General features: G+C 37.1%; 16 protein-coding genes and 1 tRNA gene. 6 read left to right on the top strand and 11 right to left on the bottom strand.

Annotated elements, in window-relative coordinates; translation table 11 throughout:
- The first annotated feature begins 5 nt into the window (after positions 1 to 5).
- The 3 genes from GMA13_RS03345 (at position 6) to GMA13_RS03335 (ending at position 2,528) form a co-directional block, all read left to right on the top strand.
- Positions 6 to 746, top strand: coding sequence for a DUF6873 family GME fold protein (locus tag GMA13_RS03345; RefSeq protein ID WP_255882684.1), 741 nt, complete (start codon positions 6 to 8; stop codon positions 744 to 746).
- 110 nt (positions 747 to 856) lie between these two features.
- Positions 857 to 1,864 carry a tyrosine recombinase XerC gene (locus GMA13_RS03340; RefSeq protein ID WP_255882683.1) on the top strand — a complete coding sequence of 336 codons (1,008 nt, stop codon included), beginning with the start codon at positions 857 to 859 and terminating at the stop codon, positions 1,862 to 1,864.
- Positions 1,857 to 2,528: a YitT family protein gene (locus tag GMA13_RS03335; protein ID WP_255882682.1), complete on the top strand. Its 672-nt coding sequence runs from the start codon at positions 1,857 to 1,859 to the stop codon at positions 2,526 to 2,528. Before GMA13_RS03340 ends, GMA13_RS03335 begins: the two co-directional genes overlap by 8 nt.
- Before the next feature lie 84 nt (positions 2,529 to 2,612).
- On the opposite strand, the gene GMA13_RS03330 is transcribed toward GMA13_RS03335, so the two are convergent.
- From GMA13_RS03330 to murD, 5 genes are read right to left on the bottom strand one after another with little or no spacing between them, the layout of a single operon-like run.
- Entirely contained in the window at positions 2,613 to 3,881 is a 1,269-nt protein-coding gene (locus GMA13_RS03330; RefSeq protein ID WP_255882680.1) for a methionine gamma-lyase family protein, read from the bottom strand.
- A gap of 18 nt (positions 3,882 to 3,899) precedes the next feature.
- Positions 3,900 to 4,634 (bottom strand): GNAT family N-acetyltransferase, encoded by a 735-nt coding sequence (locus tag GMA13_RS03325; protein ID WP_255882679.1) that lies wholly within the window; start codon positions 4,632 to 4,634, stop codon positions 3,900 to 3,902.
- Positions 4,634 to 5,659, bottom strand: a complete 1,026-nt coding sequence (locus GMA13_RS03320; RefSeq protein ID WP_255882678.1) for a M42 family metallopeptidase — start codon at positions 5,657 to 5,659, stop codon at positions 4,634 to 4,636. Before GMA13_RS03320 ends, GMA13_RS03325 begins: the two co-directional genes overlap by 1 nt.
- On the bottom strand, positions 5,653 to 6,672 hold the full coding sequence (locus tag GMA13_RS03315; protein WP_255882677.1) for a M42 family peptidase: 1,020 nt from the start codon (positions 6,670 to 6,672) through the stop codon (positions 5,653 to 5,655). Before GMA13_RS03315 ends, GMA13_RS03320 begins: the two co-directional genes overlap by 7 nt.
- Positions 6,673 to 6,689: 17 nt before the next feature.
- The gene (gene murD, locus GMA13_RS03310) at positions 6,690 to 8,081 is read right to left on the bottom strand and encodes a UDP-N-acetylmuramoyl-L-alanine--D-glutamate ligase (RefSeq protein WP_255882676.1); all 1,392 of its coding nucleotides are present in this window, start codon (positions 8,079 to 8,081) and stop codon (positions 6,690 to 6,692) included.
- A 996-nt stretch (positions 8,082 to 9,077) separates the two neighbouring features.
- Here murD and GMA13_RS03305 point away from each other — a divergent pair.
- Positions 9,078 to 9,164 (top strand) — tRNA-Leu (locus GMA13_RS03305).
- Between the two features lie 65 nt (positions 9,165 to 9,229).
- Here GMA13_RS03305 and GMA13_RS03300 read toward each other — a convergent pair.
- The 3 genes from GMA13_RS03300 to GMA13_RS03290 all read right to left on the bottom strand — a co-directional run bounded on the left by GMA13_RS03300 (position 9,230) and on the right by GMA13_RS03290 (position 12,747).
- Positions 9,230 to 9,526 carry a relaxase/mobilization nuclease domain-containing protein gene (locus GMA13_RS03300; RefSeq protein ID WP_255882675.1) on the bottom strand — a complete coding sequence of 99 codons (297 nt, stop codon included), beginning with the start codon at positions 9,524 to 9,526 and terminating at the stop codon, positions 9,230 to 9,232.
- A 469-nt stretch (positions 9,527 to 9,995) separates the two neighbouring features.
- Entirely contained in the window at positions 9,996 to 11,111 is a 1,116-nt protein-coding gene (locus tag GMA13_RS03295) for a UvrD-helicase domain-containing protein (protein ID WP_255882674.1), read from the bottom strand.
- Entirely contained in the window at positions 11,104 to 12,747 is a 1,644-nt protein-coding gene (locus GMA13_RS03290; protein ID WP_255882673.1) for an ATP-dependent endonuclease, read from the bottom strand. The genes GMA13_RS03295 and GMA13_RS03290 overlap by 8 nt, the downstream gene beginning before the upstream one ends.
- Positions 12,748 to 12,832: 85 nt before the next feature.
- Here GMA13_RS03290 and GMA13_RS03285 point away from each other — a divergent pair, with 85 nt between their 5' ends.
- Together GMA13_RS03285 and GMA13_RS03280 are read left to right on the top strand one after the other, a co-directional pair.
- Complete coding sequence (locus tag GMA13_RS03285) at positions 12,833 to 13,042, top strand: helix-turn-helix domain-containing protein (protein WP_255882671.1); 210 nt, start codon at positions 12,833 to 12,835, stop codon at positions 13,040 to 13,042.
- A 12-nt stretch (positions 13,043 to 13,054) separates the two neighbouring features.
- Positions 13,055 to 15,085, top strand: a complete 2,031-nt coding sequence (locus GMA13_RS03280) for a hypothetical protein (RefSeq protein WP_255882670.1) — start codon at positions 13,055 to 13,057, stop codon at positions 15,083 to 15,085.
- A 1-nt stretch (position 15,086) separates the two neighbouring features.
- On the opposite strand, the gene GMA13_RS03275 is transcribed toward GMA13_RS03280, so the two are convergent.
- The 3 genes from GMA13_RS03275 to GMA13_RS03265 are packed head-to-tail and all read right to left on the bottom strand — an operon-like array spanning position 15,087 to position 17,006.
- Entirely contained in the window at positions 15,087 to 15,890 is an 804-nt protein-coding gene (locus GMA13_RS03275; RefSeq protein ID WP_255882669.1) for a DNA adenine methylase, read from the bottom strand.
- Between the two features lie 2 nt (positions 15,891 to 15,892).
- Positions 15,893 to 16,762 (bottom strand): site-specific DNA-methyltransferase, encoded by an 870-nt coding sequence (locus GMA13_RS03270; RefSeq protein ID WP_255882668.1) that lies wholly within the window; start codon positions 16,760 to 16,762, stop codon positions 15,893 to 15,895.
- Positions 16,763 to 16,781: 19 nt separating this feature from the next.
- Positions 16,782 to 17,006, bottom strand: a complete 225-nt coding sequence (locus GMA13_RS03265) for a helix-turn-helix transcriptional regulator (protein WP_255882667.1) — start codon at positions 17,004 to 17,006, stop codon at positions 16,782 to 16,784.
- Positions 17,007 to 17,220: the final 214 nt, after the last annotated feature.

Here is a 17,220-nt window from a genome sequence, read left to right as displayed (position 1 = left end):
AGAAAATGAATAATCCTAATTTACCGCAACGCAAAATAAAAGCGGCAATCGTATCGCCTCAATACTGCTGTATTACAGACGAGCTTAAAAGGCTTGGCATAAATGTTATAGAAAGCATTGAATCTGTTGACTTGCCGTATAGTGAAAGATATCACGCAGATATGCAGGTTCATAATTTTTCTGAAACCCTCTATTTCCTACGGAACAGTTGTTCGGTGCTGAAAAATAAACTTGAAGCTCTAAACCCTAAAGCAAATATAATAATTGAAAAAGCTTGCCCGTCATGCAAATACCCGCATAATATCAGCTTAAACGGAGCTTTTATCGGCGACAAATATATCTGCAATATACGCCACAGTAATAAAGAATTGCTGAGGCTTTACATAGAAAACGGCGTACAAATTATTGACGCTAACCAAGGCTACGCAAAATGCTCAACGGCTGTTGTCAGCCACAACGCAATAATAACTGACGACGAAGCAATTTTCAGCAAATGCAATAATCAGACAGATATTGACATTCTTAAGGTTTCAAAAGGCTCGGTAATGCTTGACGGTTATGATTACGGATTAATCGGCGGTTGTTGCTTTAAATTAGATAAGAATACTTTGGCGTTTTGTGGAGATTATTCTAAGCACAGCGACTTCAAAAACATTAAATCATTTTGTAAAAACCACGGTGTTGAGCTAATAAAGTTGAGTAATAAGCCGCTTTTGGACATCGGTGGGATTGTAGCTATTATTTAGAATTTGTTTGTTCCCCTTCCCTAAACTACACAAAATATTCATTTTGTGTAGTTTTGACAATTGATTTATCTCCTTCTCTGTGTTATCATTAAAATGAAAGTGGTGGTGAAATGAATAGCAAATATATTTTTGAAGCGCCGGATGTTATTAAGGATTTTCTTGGCTATTTGCAGAATATCAAAGGTAAATCTCAAAAAACAGTTGACGAATACTACCTCGACCTCAGAACCTTCTTTAGATACATAAAAATTCTCAAGGGTCGTGAAAAACCCGATGCTGAATTTGATAAGATTCAAATTTCTGACATTGATATTGATTTAATCAAAACTGTTACTCTTACCGATATTTATTCCTTTATGGATTACGCAATTACCGACAGGCAAAATAATGCTAAAACTCGCTCACGAAAAACTTCCAGCATAAAATCCTTTTTCTCTTATATTACAAATAAAAAATGTCTGCTCTCTATTAATCCTGCCGAAGAGCTTGAAGTGCCGAAAACTAAAAAATCACTGCCCAAGTATCTTACGCTTGAGCAAAGTATTGAGCTTTTACAAAGCGTTGACGGCAGATATAAAGAGCGTGACTATTGCATTTTGACGTTATTTTTAAACTGCGGCTTGCGCCTGTCTGAGCTTGTAGGTCTGAATATCAGCGATATTAATTTAACCGATAATATAATGACTGTTACAGGCAAAGGAAACAAACAGAGAATTGTTTATTTAAACGATTCCTGCGTTTCAGCTTTGAAAAACTACATTGCCGTTCGGCCAAACGATACAAAAGATAAACACGCCCTTTTTATAAGTCAAATTAAAAGGCGTATGGGAAATCAGGCTGTTCAGGATGTTGTGTATAAGTCTCTTCAAAAAATCGGACTTGACGGAAACGGCTATTCTGCACATAAACTAAGGCATACAGCCGCTACGCTGATGTACCAGCACGGAAACGTTGATATAAGAGTTTTGCAGGAAATGTTAGGACACGAAAACCTCGGAACAACAGAAATTTACACTCATCTATCGAGTGAACAGCTCGAAAAAGCAGCTGAATCAAACCCTTTGTCGAAAGTTAAAATAAGAAATAAAGACGTTAACGGAGTTGACGAAATTGAATAAAAAAGAAATTACAAAGCGATACATACTTTTCATAATCAGTCTGTTTTTTTCTGCTCTTGGAGTTGCGTTTACAAAACACGGTGAGCTTGGTGTTTCCCCTATTTCTTCAGTGGCGAATGTTTTGAGCTACAAATTTGATTTTCTTTCTATCGGCGCATGGTTGATAATTTGGAACTGTGTTTTGATTTTGGGACAGATATTAATTCTCAGAAAGAAATTCCAATTGATTCAGCTTTTGCAAATTCCGTTATCATTTTTATTCGGGTATTTTACAGACATTGGAATGTGGATAGTTTCGGGAATTCCCACAGATTTGTACATTATGAAATTGTTAATGGTTATAATCGGAATCATAATTTTAGGATTTGGCATTTCGCTTGCTGTTATAGCCAATGTTATAATGAACTCAGGAGAGGCATTTGTAAAAGCTATTTCAGACACAACACATAAACAGTTTGGTAATGTAAAAATAGCTTTTGATGTCAGCTGCGTTATTACAGCGATATTATTATCTCTGTTACTATTCAACTTCACTATCGTAGGAACAAGGGAAGGCACTATAATTTCAGCTTTGCTAACCGGTGTCACAGTAAAATTTTTTAACAGATTTTTGCAAAAAACTGTTAACTCTTTACTTATATCAAAAGACCATAACGTAATTTAATACCGAGAAAAACGCACCGACTGCCAATTTACCGGCTATCGGTGCGTTCGTAATTTTAATATAAAGTACTGATAAAAACGGTTATTACAAAATCCCTTCATTAAGCATTGACTGTGCTGCCAGCATTACGCCGGTTTTACCCGCAGGAAAGTTAATACCGCCCTGCATCCAGCAAGCATAGGGCTCACGCAAAGGAGCGTCTGCGGAAAGTTCAATAGAAGAGCCAAGCGTAAACGCACCGGCTGCCATTATTACCTTGCAGTTATAGCCGGGCATATCCCATGGCTCAGGCACAACAAAAGAATCAATTGGCGCTCCCTGTTGAATACCCTTGCAAAACGCTACAAGGGCTTCAGGTGACTTAAGCTTAATCACCTGTATTATATCACCTCTTTGCTCGTTATACCGTGGGGAAACCTCATAACCTAAAACCTCAAACAAGGCTGCTGCAAAAACAGCTGTTTTTAACGCTTCACAGCTTGCAATCGGAGCATTATAGGCACCCATAAATAGCTCTCTGTTATGACCGAGAGTAGCTCCTATCTCCTTGCCTGTTGCAGGAGTAGTTAATCGGCAAGCACAAAGCTCAACCAAATTCCTTCTACCCGCTATGTAACCGCCTGTCGGAGCAATGCCGCCACCCGGATTTTTAATGAGAGATCCAGCCATAAGGTCAACACCGTTTGACAGCGGTTGATTAACCTCTACAAATTCACCGTAGCAGTTATCAAGCATAACAATAGCAGCAGGTGCTTTTCTTTTGGCTATTCCGGCGATTTTTGCGATTTCTTCACAGGTTAAGGACGGTCGTGTGCTATAACCTCTTGAACGCTGGATATACACCATTTTAACGGATGTGTCAATCGCTCTTTCTATTGCCTCATAGTCGGGCGTTTCATCGGCTGTAAGCGGAACCTCGTCATATTCAACACCAAAGTCCTTAAGATTGCCGTTGCCGTCACCCTCGCCGTTTATTCCGATAACCGGATGAATTGTATCATACGGAGTGCCTGTTACAGACAGCATTTTATCGCCGGGTCTTAAGACACCGAAAAGCGCAACCTCAAGTGTGTGTGTACCGCTGACAAAATTATATCTGACCAATGCGTCCTCAGCATCAAATACAGTTGCATAAATTTCGTCAAGCACGTCTCTGCCTCTGTCGCCGTAGCCATAGCCGGTTGAAGCAAGCAGATGGCTTTCGCTTGTCTGCGCTTTTTGAAAAGCGTATAGCATTTTATTTTGATTATATTCTTTAATCTCTTCAATTTTTTCAATCTCTTCCTTACAAAGGCTCATTGCCTGCTTTGCGGCTTTAATTATTCTATTATCAAATTTAAAAAAACTGTTCATCTTAACCTCATATATAATTTATAATAATATTTCCTGCCACTTACCGGAACACACAAATCCGAGTCGATTATATAAATCGAGCAATTTTATATTGCTGATTTGAAGAAAAATTTTGTCAACCCCGCAGGCTGTCAAGTGGTCAATTATTGCATTAACTGCGGAAGAAGCATAGCCATTATTTCGGATTTCTTTGTTTGTGCAAACAGCAGAAATAACAGCTCCCTCATTGCACACAAATGGAGCAACAGCACATGAAACGGGTTGATTACACTCGTCGTATACAATGCTTGCTGCAGCACAGCCGTGACGAACCTTGTGTGATAAATCAACATAAAATTCATCAAAGCTGACACCGGAAAGACTTTCACCGAGATTATTTTTTATCAGCGGAAAAATGTCACGCAGTTTATCATTTATTACTGTTCGCTTATTGTGTAAGTTGGTTTTAGAGGCGTTATGCTTTAGTATATACCCCTCTGTTTTATGTTCTTTTGAAAATGTGTGCTCACTGCTACACAGTAACCTATTTACACCGAGCAGTTTGCAAAAGTCAAATAACAGTTGATTATCAGATGTATTGCTACCATCAAGTATCAAAACGCTTCCGCTTTTCGCCATAATACAGGAGGTATCGGTATCAACATAAAAGCTGCAAATATTTGTACCACCGTATGCATTATGTAATGCCTTAATCCTTATGCCAAAAGGATTTAAGGCATTAATTTTATCAGTATTATTAATTGAACGTATCATTAAATTACAGCAAGCTTCATAGCCATTTCTTTTACAATATTAAAAGAGCTTTCTAAGTCATAAGCAGATATTAACCCTGTTTGAGAATGAATATATCTGCAAGGCAGTGAAACAGCCATCGTTCGCACACCTGAACGTGAGGTATGGATTGCTCCGGCGTCGTTGCCGCCTGCAACCGCTCTTTTCAGCTGTACGTTTATTTTCTTCTCCTGCGCTGTTTTCAAGGCAAGCTGTAAACATTCCTTATCGTAAATTGTACTTCTGTCCATAAATGAGAGTACAGCGCCATTACCTACGCAGCATACGTTATTTGTGTCGTCACAGCCTGGTATATCTGAAGCTGTGGTTGCTTCTACAACAATTGCAAAGTCAGGGTCAATCGTATATGCTGCGGCTTTCGCTCCTCTTAAGCCGATTTCCTCCTGCACAACAAAGGAGCAAGTTATATCATATTCAAGCTCTTGCCTTAATATTTCAGTAAGAATATAGCATCCTGCACGGTCGTCAAGAGCCTTCGCCATTATTATTCCGTTATCGTCATTATAATTTGGAACAAACGAAACACTGTCGCCGAGAGAAACATATTTTATCGCCTCTTCCCTGCTTTCTGCACCAATGTCAACAGCCATTTTATCAACGGGTATAACAGTGTCCTTTTCATCAGGCTTGAGCAAATGAACAGGTTTTACAGAGATAACACCGTTGATACAATTCTTACCGACAATTACATTTTTTCCGTATACAGCCTTTCTGTCAACACCGCCAACCGTTTCAAGCCTCAGAGTTCCGTCGCTGTTAATATCAGTTACTATAAAGCCTACCTCATCCATATGGGCAGACAGAAGAACTTTATTCTTTGCTCTTTTCCTTCCCTTTTTGGTTACAAGAAGATTTCCCATACCGTCAATATTTATTTCTGCTCCGCTATCCCTTAATCGCTTTTGAATAAGCTCACTTACCTTTTTTTCATCGCCTGATATTCCACTTAACAGACATAGCTTCTTAAGAAAGGATAAATCTAACATACAGCAATACTCCTTTCTAAAACATATTCAGCCAACAGTTCGCCAACTGCGGCAATATCATTGAGCGAAACAATCTCTGCACCTGTATGCATACTTCTAAGAGGTATGGAAACAAGACCTGTTCGTATGCCGCCTCTTGTGGAGGAAATAACGTCTGCGTTTGTTCCTGTTGCACCGCCCATAACCTCACACTGATACTTCATTTTCTTAACCTTAGCCGCAGTTATTAGCTTTTCTGAAATTTCCTTATCAAGCACAGGTGCTATGCCGATCATTGGACCTTCGTCTATGTTTCCGCTTTTCTCTGACGGTACACCGCTCTGCTTAGCAAAGCTTACGTCAACTGCAACAGCTTCACTCGGGTAACAGGAAAAAGCTGCCGTCCTTGCGCCGAGCATATTTACCTCTTCCCTTGTGGAGAGAGAAATAATAACCTTGCAGTTTAAATCCTGCTTTTTCAATAAATCTCCACAATACATAACTGCGGCTACGCCTGCTCGGTTATCAAGAGCTTTGGAGGTTACCCGATTATTAAGAAGCTCTCTTGGATGACCGTCAAATACAATTCTGTCGCCAAGGGAAACAATATCTTTTAGCTTATCACCGCTGATGCCTGTATCAAACCAGAGGTTATCGGCAGAAACAGCCTTTTCATCATTTCCTGAAGACAAATGCGGAGGAGTTGAACAGCATATGCACGGAATCGGTTTATCTGCCAAAATTAAAAATTTTTCAGCCTGCAAAATGCGCCTGTCAATTCCGCCGCATGGCGACGCCTTAACAAAGCCGTTTGAGTCAATATGGGTTATAATAAGACCAATTTGATCAATATGAGCATCAAGCATAATTGAATACTTCGCGTCAAGCTTGCCAAATTCAGCAATAACATTGCCGTTGACATCGCATTCAACATTAGCGTAGGTTCCCATTATAAGCTTAGCAATTTTTGCAACTGAGCCTTCCTCTCCGCTTACACCGTTTGCCGAGCAAAGGTCAAAAAGTAGATTTTTCATTTATATCATTCTTTCAATTAAAGGTTATTTACAATAGATTTAAAGTGCTTTCCTCTTTCATCAAAGTTCTTGTACAAATCAAAGCTTGCACTTGCCGGTGACATTGAAACAATATCTCCGCTTATTGCGTTTTCCTGAGCCGCCTTAACAGCTTCGCCCATATTTGAAACATGGATAATTTTGATATTATCAGGATTATAGTTTTCCGCCTCTTTCACAGCCTGCTCTATTTTAGGAGCGGTTGCACCCATCAGAATTAATACCTTAACCTTATCGTTGATTACAGGGCCTAACGGTGCATAAGGAATTTTTTTGTCATAACCGCCTGCAATGAGTATAATTTTAAAATCGTAAAGTGACAATGTACCCAAGGCTGTTCTTGTTGGACTTGAAGCGATTGAATCGTTATAATATTTTACACCGTTAAGCTCACGGACAAATTCAGCTCTATGTTCAACACCGCCAAAGGTTTTTGCAACCTCTACGATATTTTCTATGCTTACCATTCCCCACACAGCTGAAATTGCAGCAAGGTAATTTTCAACATTATGAAGACCCGGAATTTTTATATCACTTGCGTTCATAACAGGAATAGTTTTTCCGTTTTCGGCATAAATCATACAGCCGTTTTCATCACAATAAGCTCCATTTTCAACAGTATTTCTTCTTGAGAACTTAAGAACCTTGCCTCTGCAATCATTTTCAAAGCTGTTTGAAATTTCGTTATCAAGATTTAAAACAGCCTTACCAAAGGCACTCTGATGAAGCACTATATTCTTTTTGGCGTCGATATACTCCTGCATATCCTTATGTATATCAAGGTGATTAGGAGCAAGATTTGTTACAACAGCAATTTCAGGGCTTTTACGCATAGAAATAAGCTGGAAGCTTGAAAGCTCTACAACGGCGATATCGTCCTTTGTAATTTCTTCAATCTGAGGTAACAGTGGAGTACCTATATTGCCGCCGAGGAACACTCTTTTCCCCTCTTTTTTGAGAAACTCAGAGATAATTGTGGTGGTTGTTGTCTTCCCGTCGCTGCCTGTAACAGCTATGATTTTACAAGGGCAAAGCTCAAAGAACATTTCCATTTCAGAGGTTACAACTACACCTTTCTTTTTAAAGGCAACAAGCTCGTCCATATAGTATCTCATTCCGGGGGTTCTAAAAAGTATATCAATATCGTCAAGATCAAGATAATTTTCGCCGAGCGATAAAACAGCTCCTGCATTTTTAGCAAGAACTGCGTTCTCGCCAAGTGCAGCCTCGTCACGCTTATCGCAGGCTATAACCTCAGCCCCGTATTTTTTGAATAATTTTATTAAATACAAATTGCTTTTACCAATTCCACAAAGAGCGATTTTTTTACCGCTTAAGGTTTTCAAAAAATCAACTGCGTTTTGATTCATAGTGTATACAACCTTTCTGATTCAATGTCTGCATTTAATTATACTTTTTTTGCCATAAAATATCAACCGGAAATTAAAAATTCAGCCAAAGCAAGGCAATTATCTCAGAATTTAATATAAATTGATGTCAGCAATTTAAAATTAGAGAGAAATTTGTATGTGTTAAAATTAGAGAGAAATTTTAGTTGACATAATGATAATATCTTGATATAATATTTAAGCAGTTTGCATAAGCAACCTATTGAATAAATGGATAAGGTTAAACAGTATTTTTAACTTAAGGTTATTCATGGTACGACAGCTCCCCGTGTATAAAAGAGCAAAAATTAAATATGCAGGTATGGCGGAATTGGCAGACGCGCATGGTTCAGATCACACCACTTCTGCGTAAAGTAAGGTTATAACAGATTTTCTGTTATGATATATGCGGAGTATGCCGAATAGTAAGATTTATCTGAAAGTAAGCACCGCCTCGGTCGCTCCACCGTGTAAAAATTAGGAGCAAAAATTAAATATGCGGATATGGCGGAATTGGCAGACGCGCATGGTTCAGGTCGCGCCACCTCTGTGTAAAATAAGTTTGTAACAGATTTTCTGTTATGATATATGTGGATTAGGATATGTTCCCCACCTCGGTTGCTCCACCGTGTAAAAATTCAGAGAGAAAAATTAAATATGCGGATATGGCGGAATTGGCAGACGCGCATGGTTCACGTTACGCCACCTCTGTGTAAATTAACTTCTTACAGATTTTTCTGTTAAGATATATGTGGATTAGGATATATTCCCCACCTCGGTTGCTCCACCGTGTAAAAATTAGGAGCAAAATTAAATATGCGGATATGGCGGAATTGGCAGACGCGCATGGTTCAGGTCACGCCACTTCTGTGTAAAATAAGTTTGTAACAGATTTTCTGTTATGATATATGTGGATTAGGATATACTCCCCACCTCGGTCGCTCCACCGTGTAAAAATTAGGAGCAAAAATTAAATATGCGGATATGGCGGAATTGGCAGACGCGCATGGTTCAGGTCCATGTGAAAGCAATTTCATGCAGGTTCAAGTCCTGTTATCCGCACCATATCGAGTGTTCATAACGGATTTGAGTTATGGACACTCGATTTTTTGCAGTTTCGAGTTTCTTCGTTATGTACTGAGCAGGTTTTTAAGCCTGCTCTTTTGTTTTATGCGGATTTGGTAATAACTCGACTGCCACGCCTTTTCAGGTGTCTGCATTGTAATTACCTCCGCATTTGGGTTTCTCAATATACCCAATGAATCTGTAACGATAATTTGATACCGATCACCCCACAATTCTCTTGCTGTCTGCAATCCGATTTCGTGTGCTTCTTTTGCCGTAACTTCACCTGGCTTAAAGCTCTGATAACCGTGCCAAGCAATATATCCGTTTTCTTTGCCGTACTTCTTTTTGGTTAGGATCATCTGCTGCAAAGCAATCTATTTTAAGCAGTTTATAGTGGAAACATACTCGCCCTATATGTCATGTTCGTAAATTCTATTAAGTAGTCCAAGAATAAATAAAAAGCCGTTATATATCAACACTAATAATCGGCGGGAGCTTTTAGCTCTCGCTTCAAATCAGATGCTCATATATAACGGCTTTGAATTAATTCAAAAAGACCATACTATTTGTGTCGACTCAACTCCACCATAAACAGTACAAAAAATTCACGGTGACGAATCACGGCTTTCTCCAAAGAGATCACCGGCGGTATAGCGGACTGGTGCTTAACTATACCTCTACGAAGACATCATATTCAGTTGTAGTCCCTCCTACGAGGGTATTTCAGTATACATGACAGAACATTCGTTTGTCAAGTGGTTTTTGTCGTAACATGAACACTTTTGAATAACATTTGATAAATTGGCGGATGTATGTCCACCGATTTTCTTATAATGTGAAGTTAATTATTCCCGGTATGGTAATTCCGTTTTTATTATTAAAGACTATTGCCACACTATGTTTCGCTCTAGTGACACCAACATAAAATTTCGATTTGCTTTGTGGTTTCATTTCTTTGCTATGATCCAACATCCAATCAAGCATCTTTGAAGTAGGGTAAATCAACACTCTTTCAAAAGTCAGCCCTTTAGATTCACCGAGATTCATTGCGGAATACATAGAATTTACAGATGTTCTTCGAGTATCTCTTAGTTGCATAGGTTGATAAATTGATAAGTAAGCATCTACATCCGTCGGTGATACGAAAAACACTCCATCGTGCCCCGTTGGTAGGTGTTCGATATATTCACAAGGTTTGAAATTGCTATAAATTGAATTAGCGAATTCACATATCGGTTGATTGTTTCGATAAGTCTTATTGAGCGTTGTATCGTCTATATCAACAGAGAGCTCTGAACACTCATTCTCAACAAACTCCTTTATGTTGCCATTTGTATACTTTTTGTGTTTTGCTTCATCGTGAGTATGATAAGTTACTTGTCGGGGATCTCCAACTAATAAAACATTAGAGTCTAAAGAAAACAAGAGCTTAATTATTTCCAAATCATATCCCGCCATATCTTGAATTTCATCAATGAATATATGGGAATAAATTTTGCCTATTCGCTTGATTACCTTTCCATCCGTTAATTCGTTTGCTTTAACAACAAATTTGGAAAGCTTGTCAGAATATATAAGTTGCGATTTGCTAAAATAATGATTCTTCGGGTCATCTTCTCCAAAATATACAGGTTGTCCATTCCAACCCCTAAAACGAAAACCGGATTTTTCATTAACTAACAACAATCCTTTAACTTTGCCATTATAAATAACACTTTGATAGGGCTTAACTCCGTGTTGTATTAAAAATGAAAACCAAGTTTGAATAGTAATATTATCAGGTACACACCCATTTAATTTGTAGAATTTCTTGACAATTTCTTTTTCGTTTGCTTCAGTATATGTGGTAATAATAACTTTGCCATCTGTAACCTTCAAAGCTTCATTAACAAGATGAGTTGTTTTTCCTGATCCTGCCGCAGCAATAATTAGTTTATTACTCATCCTTTATAGCCTCCAATATATACTCAGGGAAAGCCACCTCTTCGCTTGTTTCAAAAACAGCCAATGCGGTTTCTGTTTTGTGATGTTTCATATATTTTTGAAGTTCATCAAGAGATTCAAAATCAGTACCAAGTATCTTATTAAATAACGCTAAATCGTTTCCATTCGCTTTTAATAATTTAGGCTCAAGAGTGTTATAGTTATACGGTTTGCCATTAATAGTGAGCGCACCAGTATCCACAACCTCATCATAACAAATTTTGATATTATCCTTCTTGTTCTCCTTAATAAAATTAGCATACTTTCTTTCAATTGCATCTATATCGCCATCATTGTCAGTAACTACAGCAACGTTCAAATTCAAAGCTTCTGCTAATTCTAAAAACCTCAAGAAAGATGTACCTACTGAAATTACATCAATTTGATCTTCAATGGGAAGGTGATTGTTGTTATTGTTCTTATATGCCTTTTGAACTACAAGCTCATCAGAATCACCTTCAACCAATATAGCTTTCTTACACAATATAAGTCTTAAGGTATCATACCCTGATATCTTCTTAAAGAAATCCGCTGATGCCAATTCTGTTACTCTAATAACTTGATGATTTTCAAGGAGCAGCAAATTTTCTAACCCCAACTTATTTGCAACAAAACTACTGTGCGTCGAAATAATTATTTGCTTGTCATCATATTTTTCCTCAATAGCTTTAATCAACTGATTTAATTTTGAAAAGGATAGATGACTTTCAGGCTCTTCAAGAAGAACTATTTGGGCGTGCTGTGCACTTTTATGAGTCAGTGCCAATTCGGTTTTCATTACACATTGTGCCCCCTTGCCTATATAGCCGAAGGGGACATCATTCAACTGTGTTACCAAACTACTTTCCCAAGCATTTTTCGTTCCTAAATCTACAGTCAACGAAACAGTTCCGTCAACTATTGAGGATTCTGAACTGATTCGTTTATTAATTGCTTTGATAGAGTCATCATCTATGAATGTATCTTTCATTTTTCTATGTGCTTGTGAAACCGCAGTTACCTCTTCAGGTGAAAGCAAATCTTTTACAATTCTTGATATATAGACATCAGAGCCATTTTGATAGCGATAGTTAGAAGAATCGATCATTGCAGATTTAATAGGAATGCTTCGAATGGTAACCGATTGGCGAGCAAACGAAGTCCAAGAAGCTTCGTAATATTCAATTGGAATGCTCATCATACTCTTCTTGGAAACTAAAGTATTGTATTCACTATTGTATTTTTCATTAAAAGTAATTTCAAATTTCAAGCCTTCACAAGAATCATGTTCTGAGTTTTCATTGCCTTCATACTCCGGATCAATAGATCCATCAAAGAATATTTCAATGATAATCGAGGGTGGAGGCCATGCGGAACCACTATTGACGGAGTTAATGTATAAGTCAACAACTTCTTTGTTAAATAGGTACTGGGAAAGCTCGTTTCTGATATTTCTTCCACCATATAAACCTGTTAATGCAATATGTATTGCTTCTAAAATAGTTGATTTACCCGTTTCGTTGTTGCCAACGAGAATGTTCAAACCTTTATTCAATTCTATTTCAAATAGTCCTTTAAAACATTTGAAATTTCTAATTTTGATTTTCTTTATAGCCATTTTATGACCTCTTTTCAGACACTTATTGTATGTAGACTTATAGTGTTCAATTATATTATAATATATTATAAGGAGGATTGCAACTATGGATATTGTAAAAGTTTTTGGAACTAACTTAAAAAAATACCGTACCGCTTTGGGCATATCACAAGAAGCTTTTGCTGATAAATGCGGTATGCATCGTACTTATATTAGTGCTATTGAATGTTATCGCAGAAGTATTTCCTTAGAAAACATTCAACGTATCGCTGATGCTCTAGGAGTTGAAACTTATAAGTTATTTATCGACGATTAAGGAGGCAGTATTATGAGAACATTTAGAATTCATGGTGACAATATTGTAGAGTGTGAACGAATTGCCCGTTTGATACGAGAAGAAATTAATCCCGAATCTTTCGTAACTTCTCTTATTTCACCATCAACAATAAATATTCAAATGAGTTTTACATATCAAGATCTTGAACAAACATGGTGTTTAGAATTATTACCGGGATTCAATAAATCTGGTCGCCATCGTTGGCAGGAAAATATATTTGATATCCTAAAGGCGAACGGATCGTTTCTTGATGAAACGCCGGATGCCATTATCACAAAAGTTGAAAACGAAAATGAGACTATCCTTTTTGCTGTTGAATTTTGCAGTGCTTTACAAGCAGGAAATCAAGCATGGCAACGGAGCGGAAGGGCTTTTTCTACAGGAAGGGCGGGTTGTCCGTATCTTTATATTGTCGATTTTGTTAAATATGAACTTGATAGTAGAACAAGGGCTCGTAAGGCATTGCGTTTTCCTAACCCCGCAGTACCGTATAGTTATATAAACTTTACAAAAAACACGGAAAACTTTGTTGCGCAAGTTTATGTTAAGTCCGAAGAATTTGACAAATCAAGAGATATATCCCTTGCTAACTTTAATGAGGAAGATTTTGGAGAAAAAGAGCTAAAGGAATATATTGTTTGCAAAATGCTTGACATGGACACAAGTGAAGTTGAAGAGATATTATTGCGGAAAAACATGAATGTTGTACTGTTTTTATCCAATGGTTCCAATCCAAACACCAACTTTACTCAGCAACAATGGATTGATTTATATAATAGTCCTTTGGATATTATTGATTTTGCAAACGAAAATTCCACCTTTAACTTCCATAAAACCATCACTGCAAGGGGTCATCATGGGAAATCAGAAGATGTCTTAACTTTAATTGATGGAGTTAGTATTGGACTGGCCTCTCGAGATCTTCCTTTCGGTATTATCCCAACCAATCAGCGTCCTATTTTTGCTAGAGGATTAAAGCTCCTTTACCCAGAATTCGATGAAGAAACAATTAATCTGATTGCAGCCACAGATAAACACTTAGTGTTGTGTTTGATAAAAGGGTTTAAACCTCGAGGTGATGACAATCGACCGGATAGAGGATTACTTCCTTTGGCAACCATGTTGTCCGCATCAGATGTTGATGTGATGACCTATTTGTACGGACCTATAATTTATAATAACTATATTAGACTTTTAAATGCACCGCAAAGATTAGCAAATGCTAATGGTTTTTGGAAATCAATACTTGCTTTGAGCAATTTTGTCGCACTTGACGTACCTATTTTGTCAGGTCCAATATCTGATGCATGTGCTTTGATGAACACAACTGAATTAAAGAATGAATATTCAACAAGGAATATCTTGAATGAGAATCTTGTACAGGCTGTGTTTTCTAGTGTGCCCACAGAATATCATGAAGATGATGTTGACACAGGCATTCATTTTCTGTTTTCGCACATATTGAATGGATATTGTTTCGAAGGCATGTGTAACCCTCCGGGCGGAGATTGGAGCGGTTTTTCTGTGATTCTTAACAACAAAGAATATAGATGGCTATCTCTTCCAAGAGTAAGTAGCGACATTGAAGGAAAACGTCCGGATCATATCATCGAGTTGTTTGACGTGTTTGAGAAACCCCTATTGTTGTCAATCGAATCAAAAGAAAAATCGTCCGACTTAGAAACAGATGTTGGTTTAGGGCTAAAAAACTATATCTACAGTTTGATGAATTACATACCAAATGTTGAGCGCAACTATATTCCTTCTGTCGGAAATTGGGAACGTTCACATCAAAATTTAGAGTTTTCTTCTTTTGAAACGATATCTGCTGCCGCTTATTTAAAAAATACCGCTCAGAGGAACGACATCGTTTTCGATCACAGCAATTGCGATATGTTATTTATTCTTGAACCTAGAGAGTGCGGATGGAATATTGAAATAGTTACATCTTCAAGAAAAACTGAAATACTAAAAAGTTATCTTCTTGGCAGAACTTATACTCCGTATATTACATTATCATGAATTACCAATTAAGGTACAATGATTCATATACTTGTTGTCTTTCTCCATCCATTACTTTTTTGAAACTCGAATTTCCTGAAGATATGAACTCATGTCGCTTGTAAAGTTCTTTAGGAAGTTCTACAGTGTAATCGTTGTCACCACGTATTCCATCAAAAGAAAGAATATATTTAATTTTCCTTGAATTGAGCGACTCAAGATACGCAAGGAATCTATCAAAATCAATTGTTCCATAGTATCTTCCTTTAGTGTGAAAATATGGCGGATCTAAATATACGAGATCTTTATCGGTTGCGGCTGCGGTTGTTTCTTCGTAATCACTTGCAATAAATGTAGCGGTTTGAATACGTGAAGACCAGTCATTAATAATTCCTTTTAACTTTCCTGGTTCAATCCCTTTTCTAGTATGGTGAAAAGAGTTATTAAAATCACCATTCGAATTAAAACGAATTAAGCCATTAACACAAGTTCTGGAAAGAAACAAAAGATCTTCTGGGTTATGGGTTTTATTATAATCATTTCTAATTTCATAATAAACCTCATATCCATTTTTCTGTAATCTTTCCCAACGCAATCTATACTCCTCTGCCAACTCGGCAGGGGAGTTTTTTATTTTATTCCAAAGTGAAATCAACGGCTCACAAACATCACCGCATATTCCTTTAGATGGATTAATGGCATATAGCATTGATCCACCGCCAATAAACGGTTCAAAGTATGTATCAAATTTATCAGGAAGAAAAGAACAAATGATTTCAGCTTGTGTTCTTTTGCTACCACTCCATTTAATTACCGGCTGAAACATTATTACTCCTCCTGATTTATAGTTTCAAACAATGTAAATTGCTCACACTTTGGTTTTGTATGATATAATCTATTGTTAGCTATAGTTACATAATCTTCTTCAAGCTCAACACCAAGATAATGTCTACCACAGAGTTTAGCAGCAACACATTCACTTCCTGCCCCAGCAAATGGCGTGAATACAATATCGCTATCTTTAGATGAAAGTTTTATCATCCTAGTTAAAATTTTAATCGGTTTTTGCGTAGGGTGCTTTCCGTATCTTAACTCTTCTTTATCTTTGTTGTTTGGGATATCCCAAACAGTGCGCATTTGTTTTTCTGGGCTTTTTAGACCGTCGCCAACGAAGTTGCCATTTTTTGAATATTCATAATCAAAATAATACTCTCTTTTTTTGCCACCTTTATTACACCACAGAATTGTTTCATGGCTCGCAGTAAGACGTCTTCCAGATAGATTTGGGAAAGCATTTCTTTTATACCAAACAACTTCATTGATAATTTCAATTTTAAGTATTTGGCAGATTAAATTAATTATTCCAATATTATGATAAGTTCCGAAAATCCACATAGAGCCAGTAGGCTTTAATATTCTCTGCGCTTCTTGTAACCACGCAAATGTAAATTGATAATAAGTTTCAAGGGTAAAATCATCCCAAGATTCCATTACCTTATTCCAATTTCCACCCATTCCGTTTAACGTTATACTATTATCCCATTTCCAATCTCTGCCTTTAGATAAATTGTATGGCGGATCAGCAATGATAAGATCTACACAATTATCTGGTAGCAATGCCATGTATGTTATACTATCTCCGTTTATAATTGTATCAATAATCGGAACAGTATTTATAGCCATTTTTTTATTTGCCATTTTGATTAAGCTCCTCTTGTTATTTCTGTGCTGTTGTATCATCAAATTCAACGAATTCCATAACATCTTCTATACGACAACTTAACGAAGCACATATTTTTTCTAATGAATCCATAGAAATCGGTTCGTTTTTCCCCAGTTTTGCTAAAACATTACTGCTAATTCCGCAAAGCTCTTTTAAATCAGTACGCTTGAGCTTTTTATCAATAAGCAGTTTCCATAAATTATCATAACATACAGCCATTATCGCACCTCCATTTAATATCATTATATTATAAACCAAAAATCACGATATGTCAACAAAACAATGTAAATTCGTGATGTGTACTTCTGTAGGATTACAATTGATGTGTTACAAAAAGCAAAAAAAGTATAGCGAATAGAGAACCTCTGTGTTACAGTTAAGTTGCTAAACCAAAAAAGCAACAGGAGGAATCTATCCGCTATGAAAACTGTAA

It is taken from the genome of Ruminococcus sp. zg-924, assembly GCF_024433635.1.
Lineage (GTDB): Bacteria > Bacillota > Clostridia > Oscillospirales > Acutalibacteraceae > UBA7067.
This window is presented reverse-complemented; position numbering and strand designations above follow the sequence as displayed.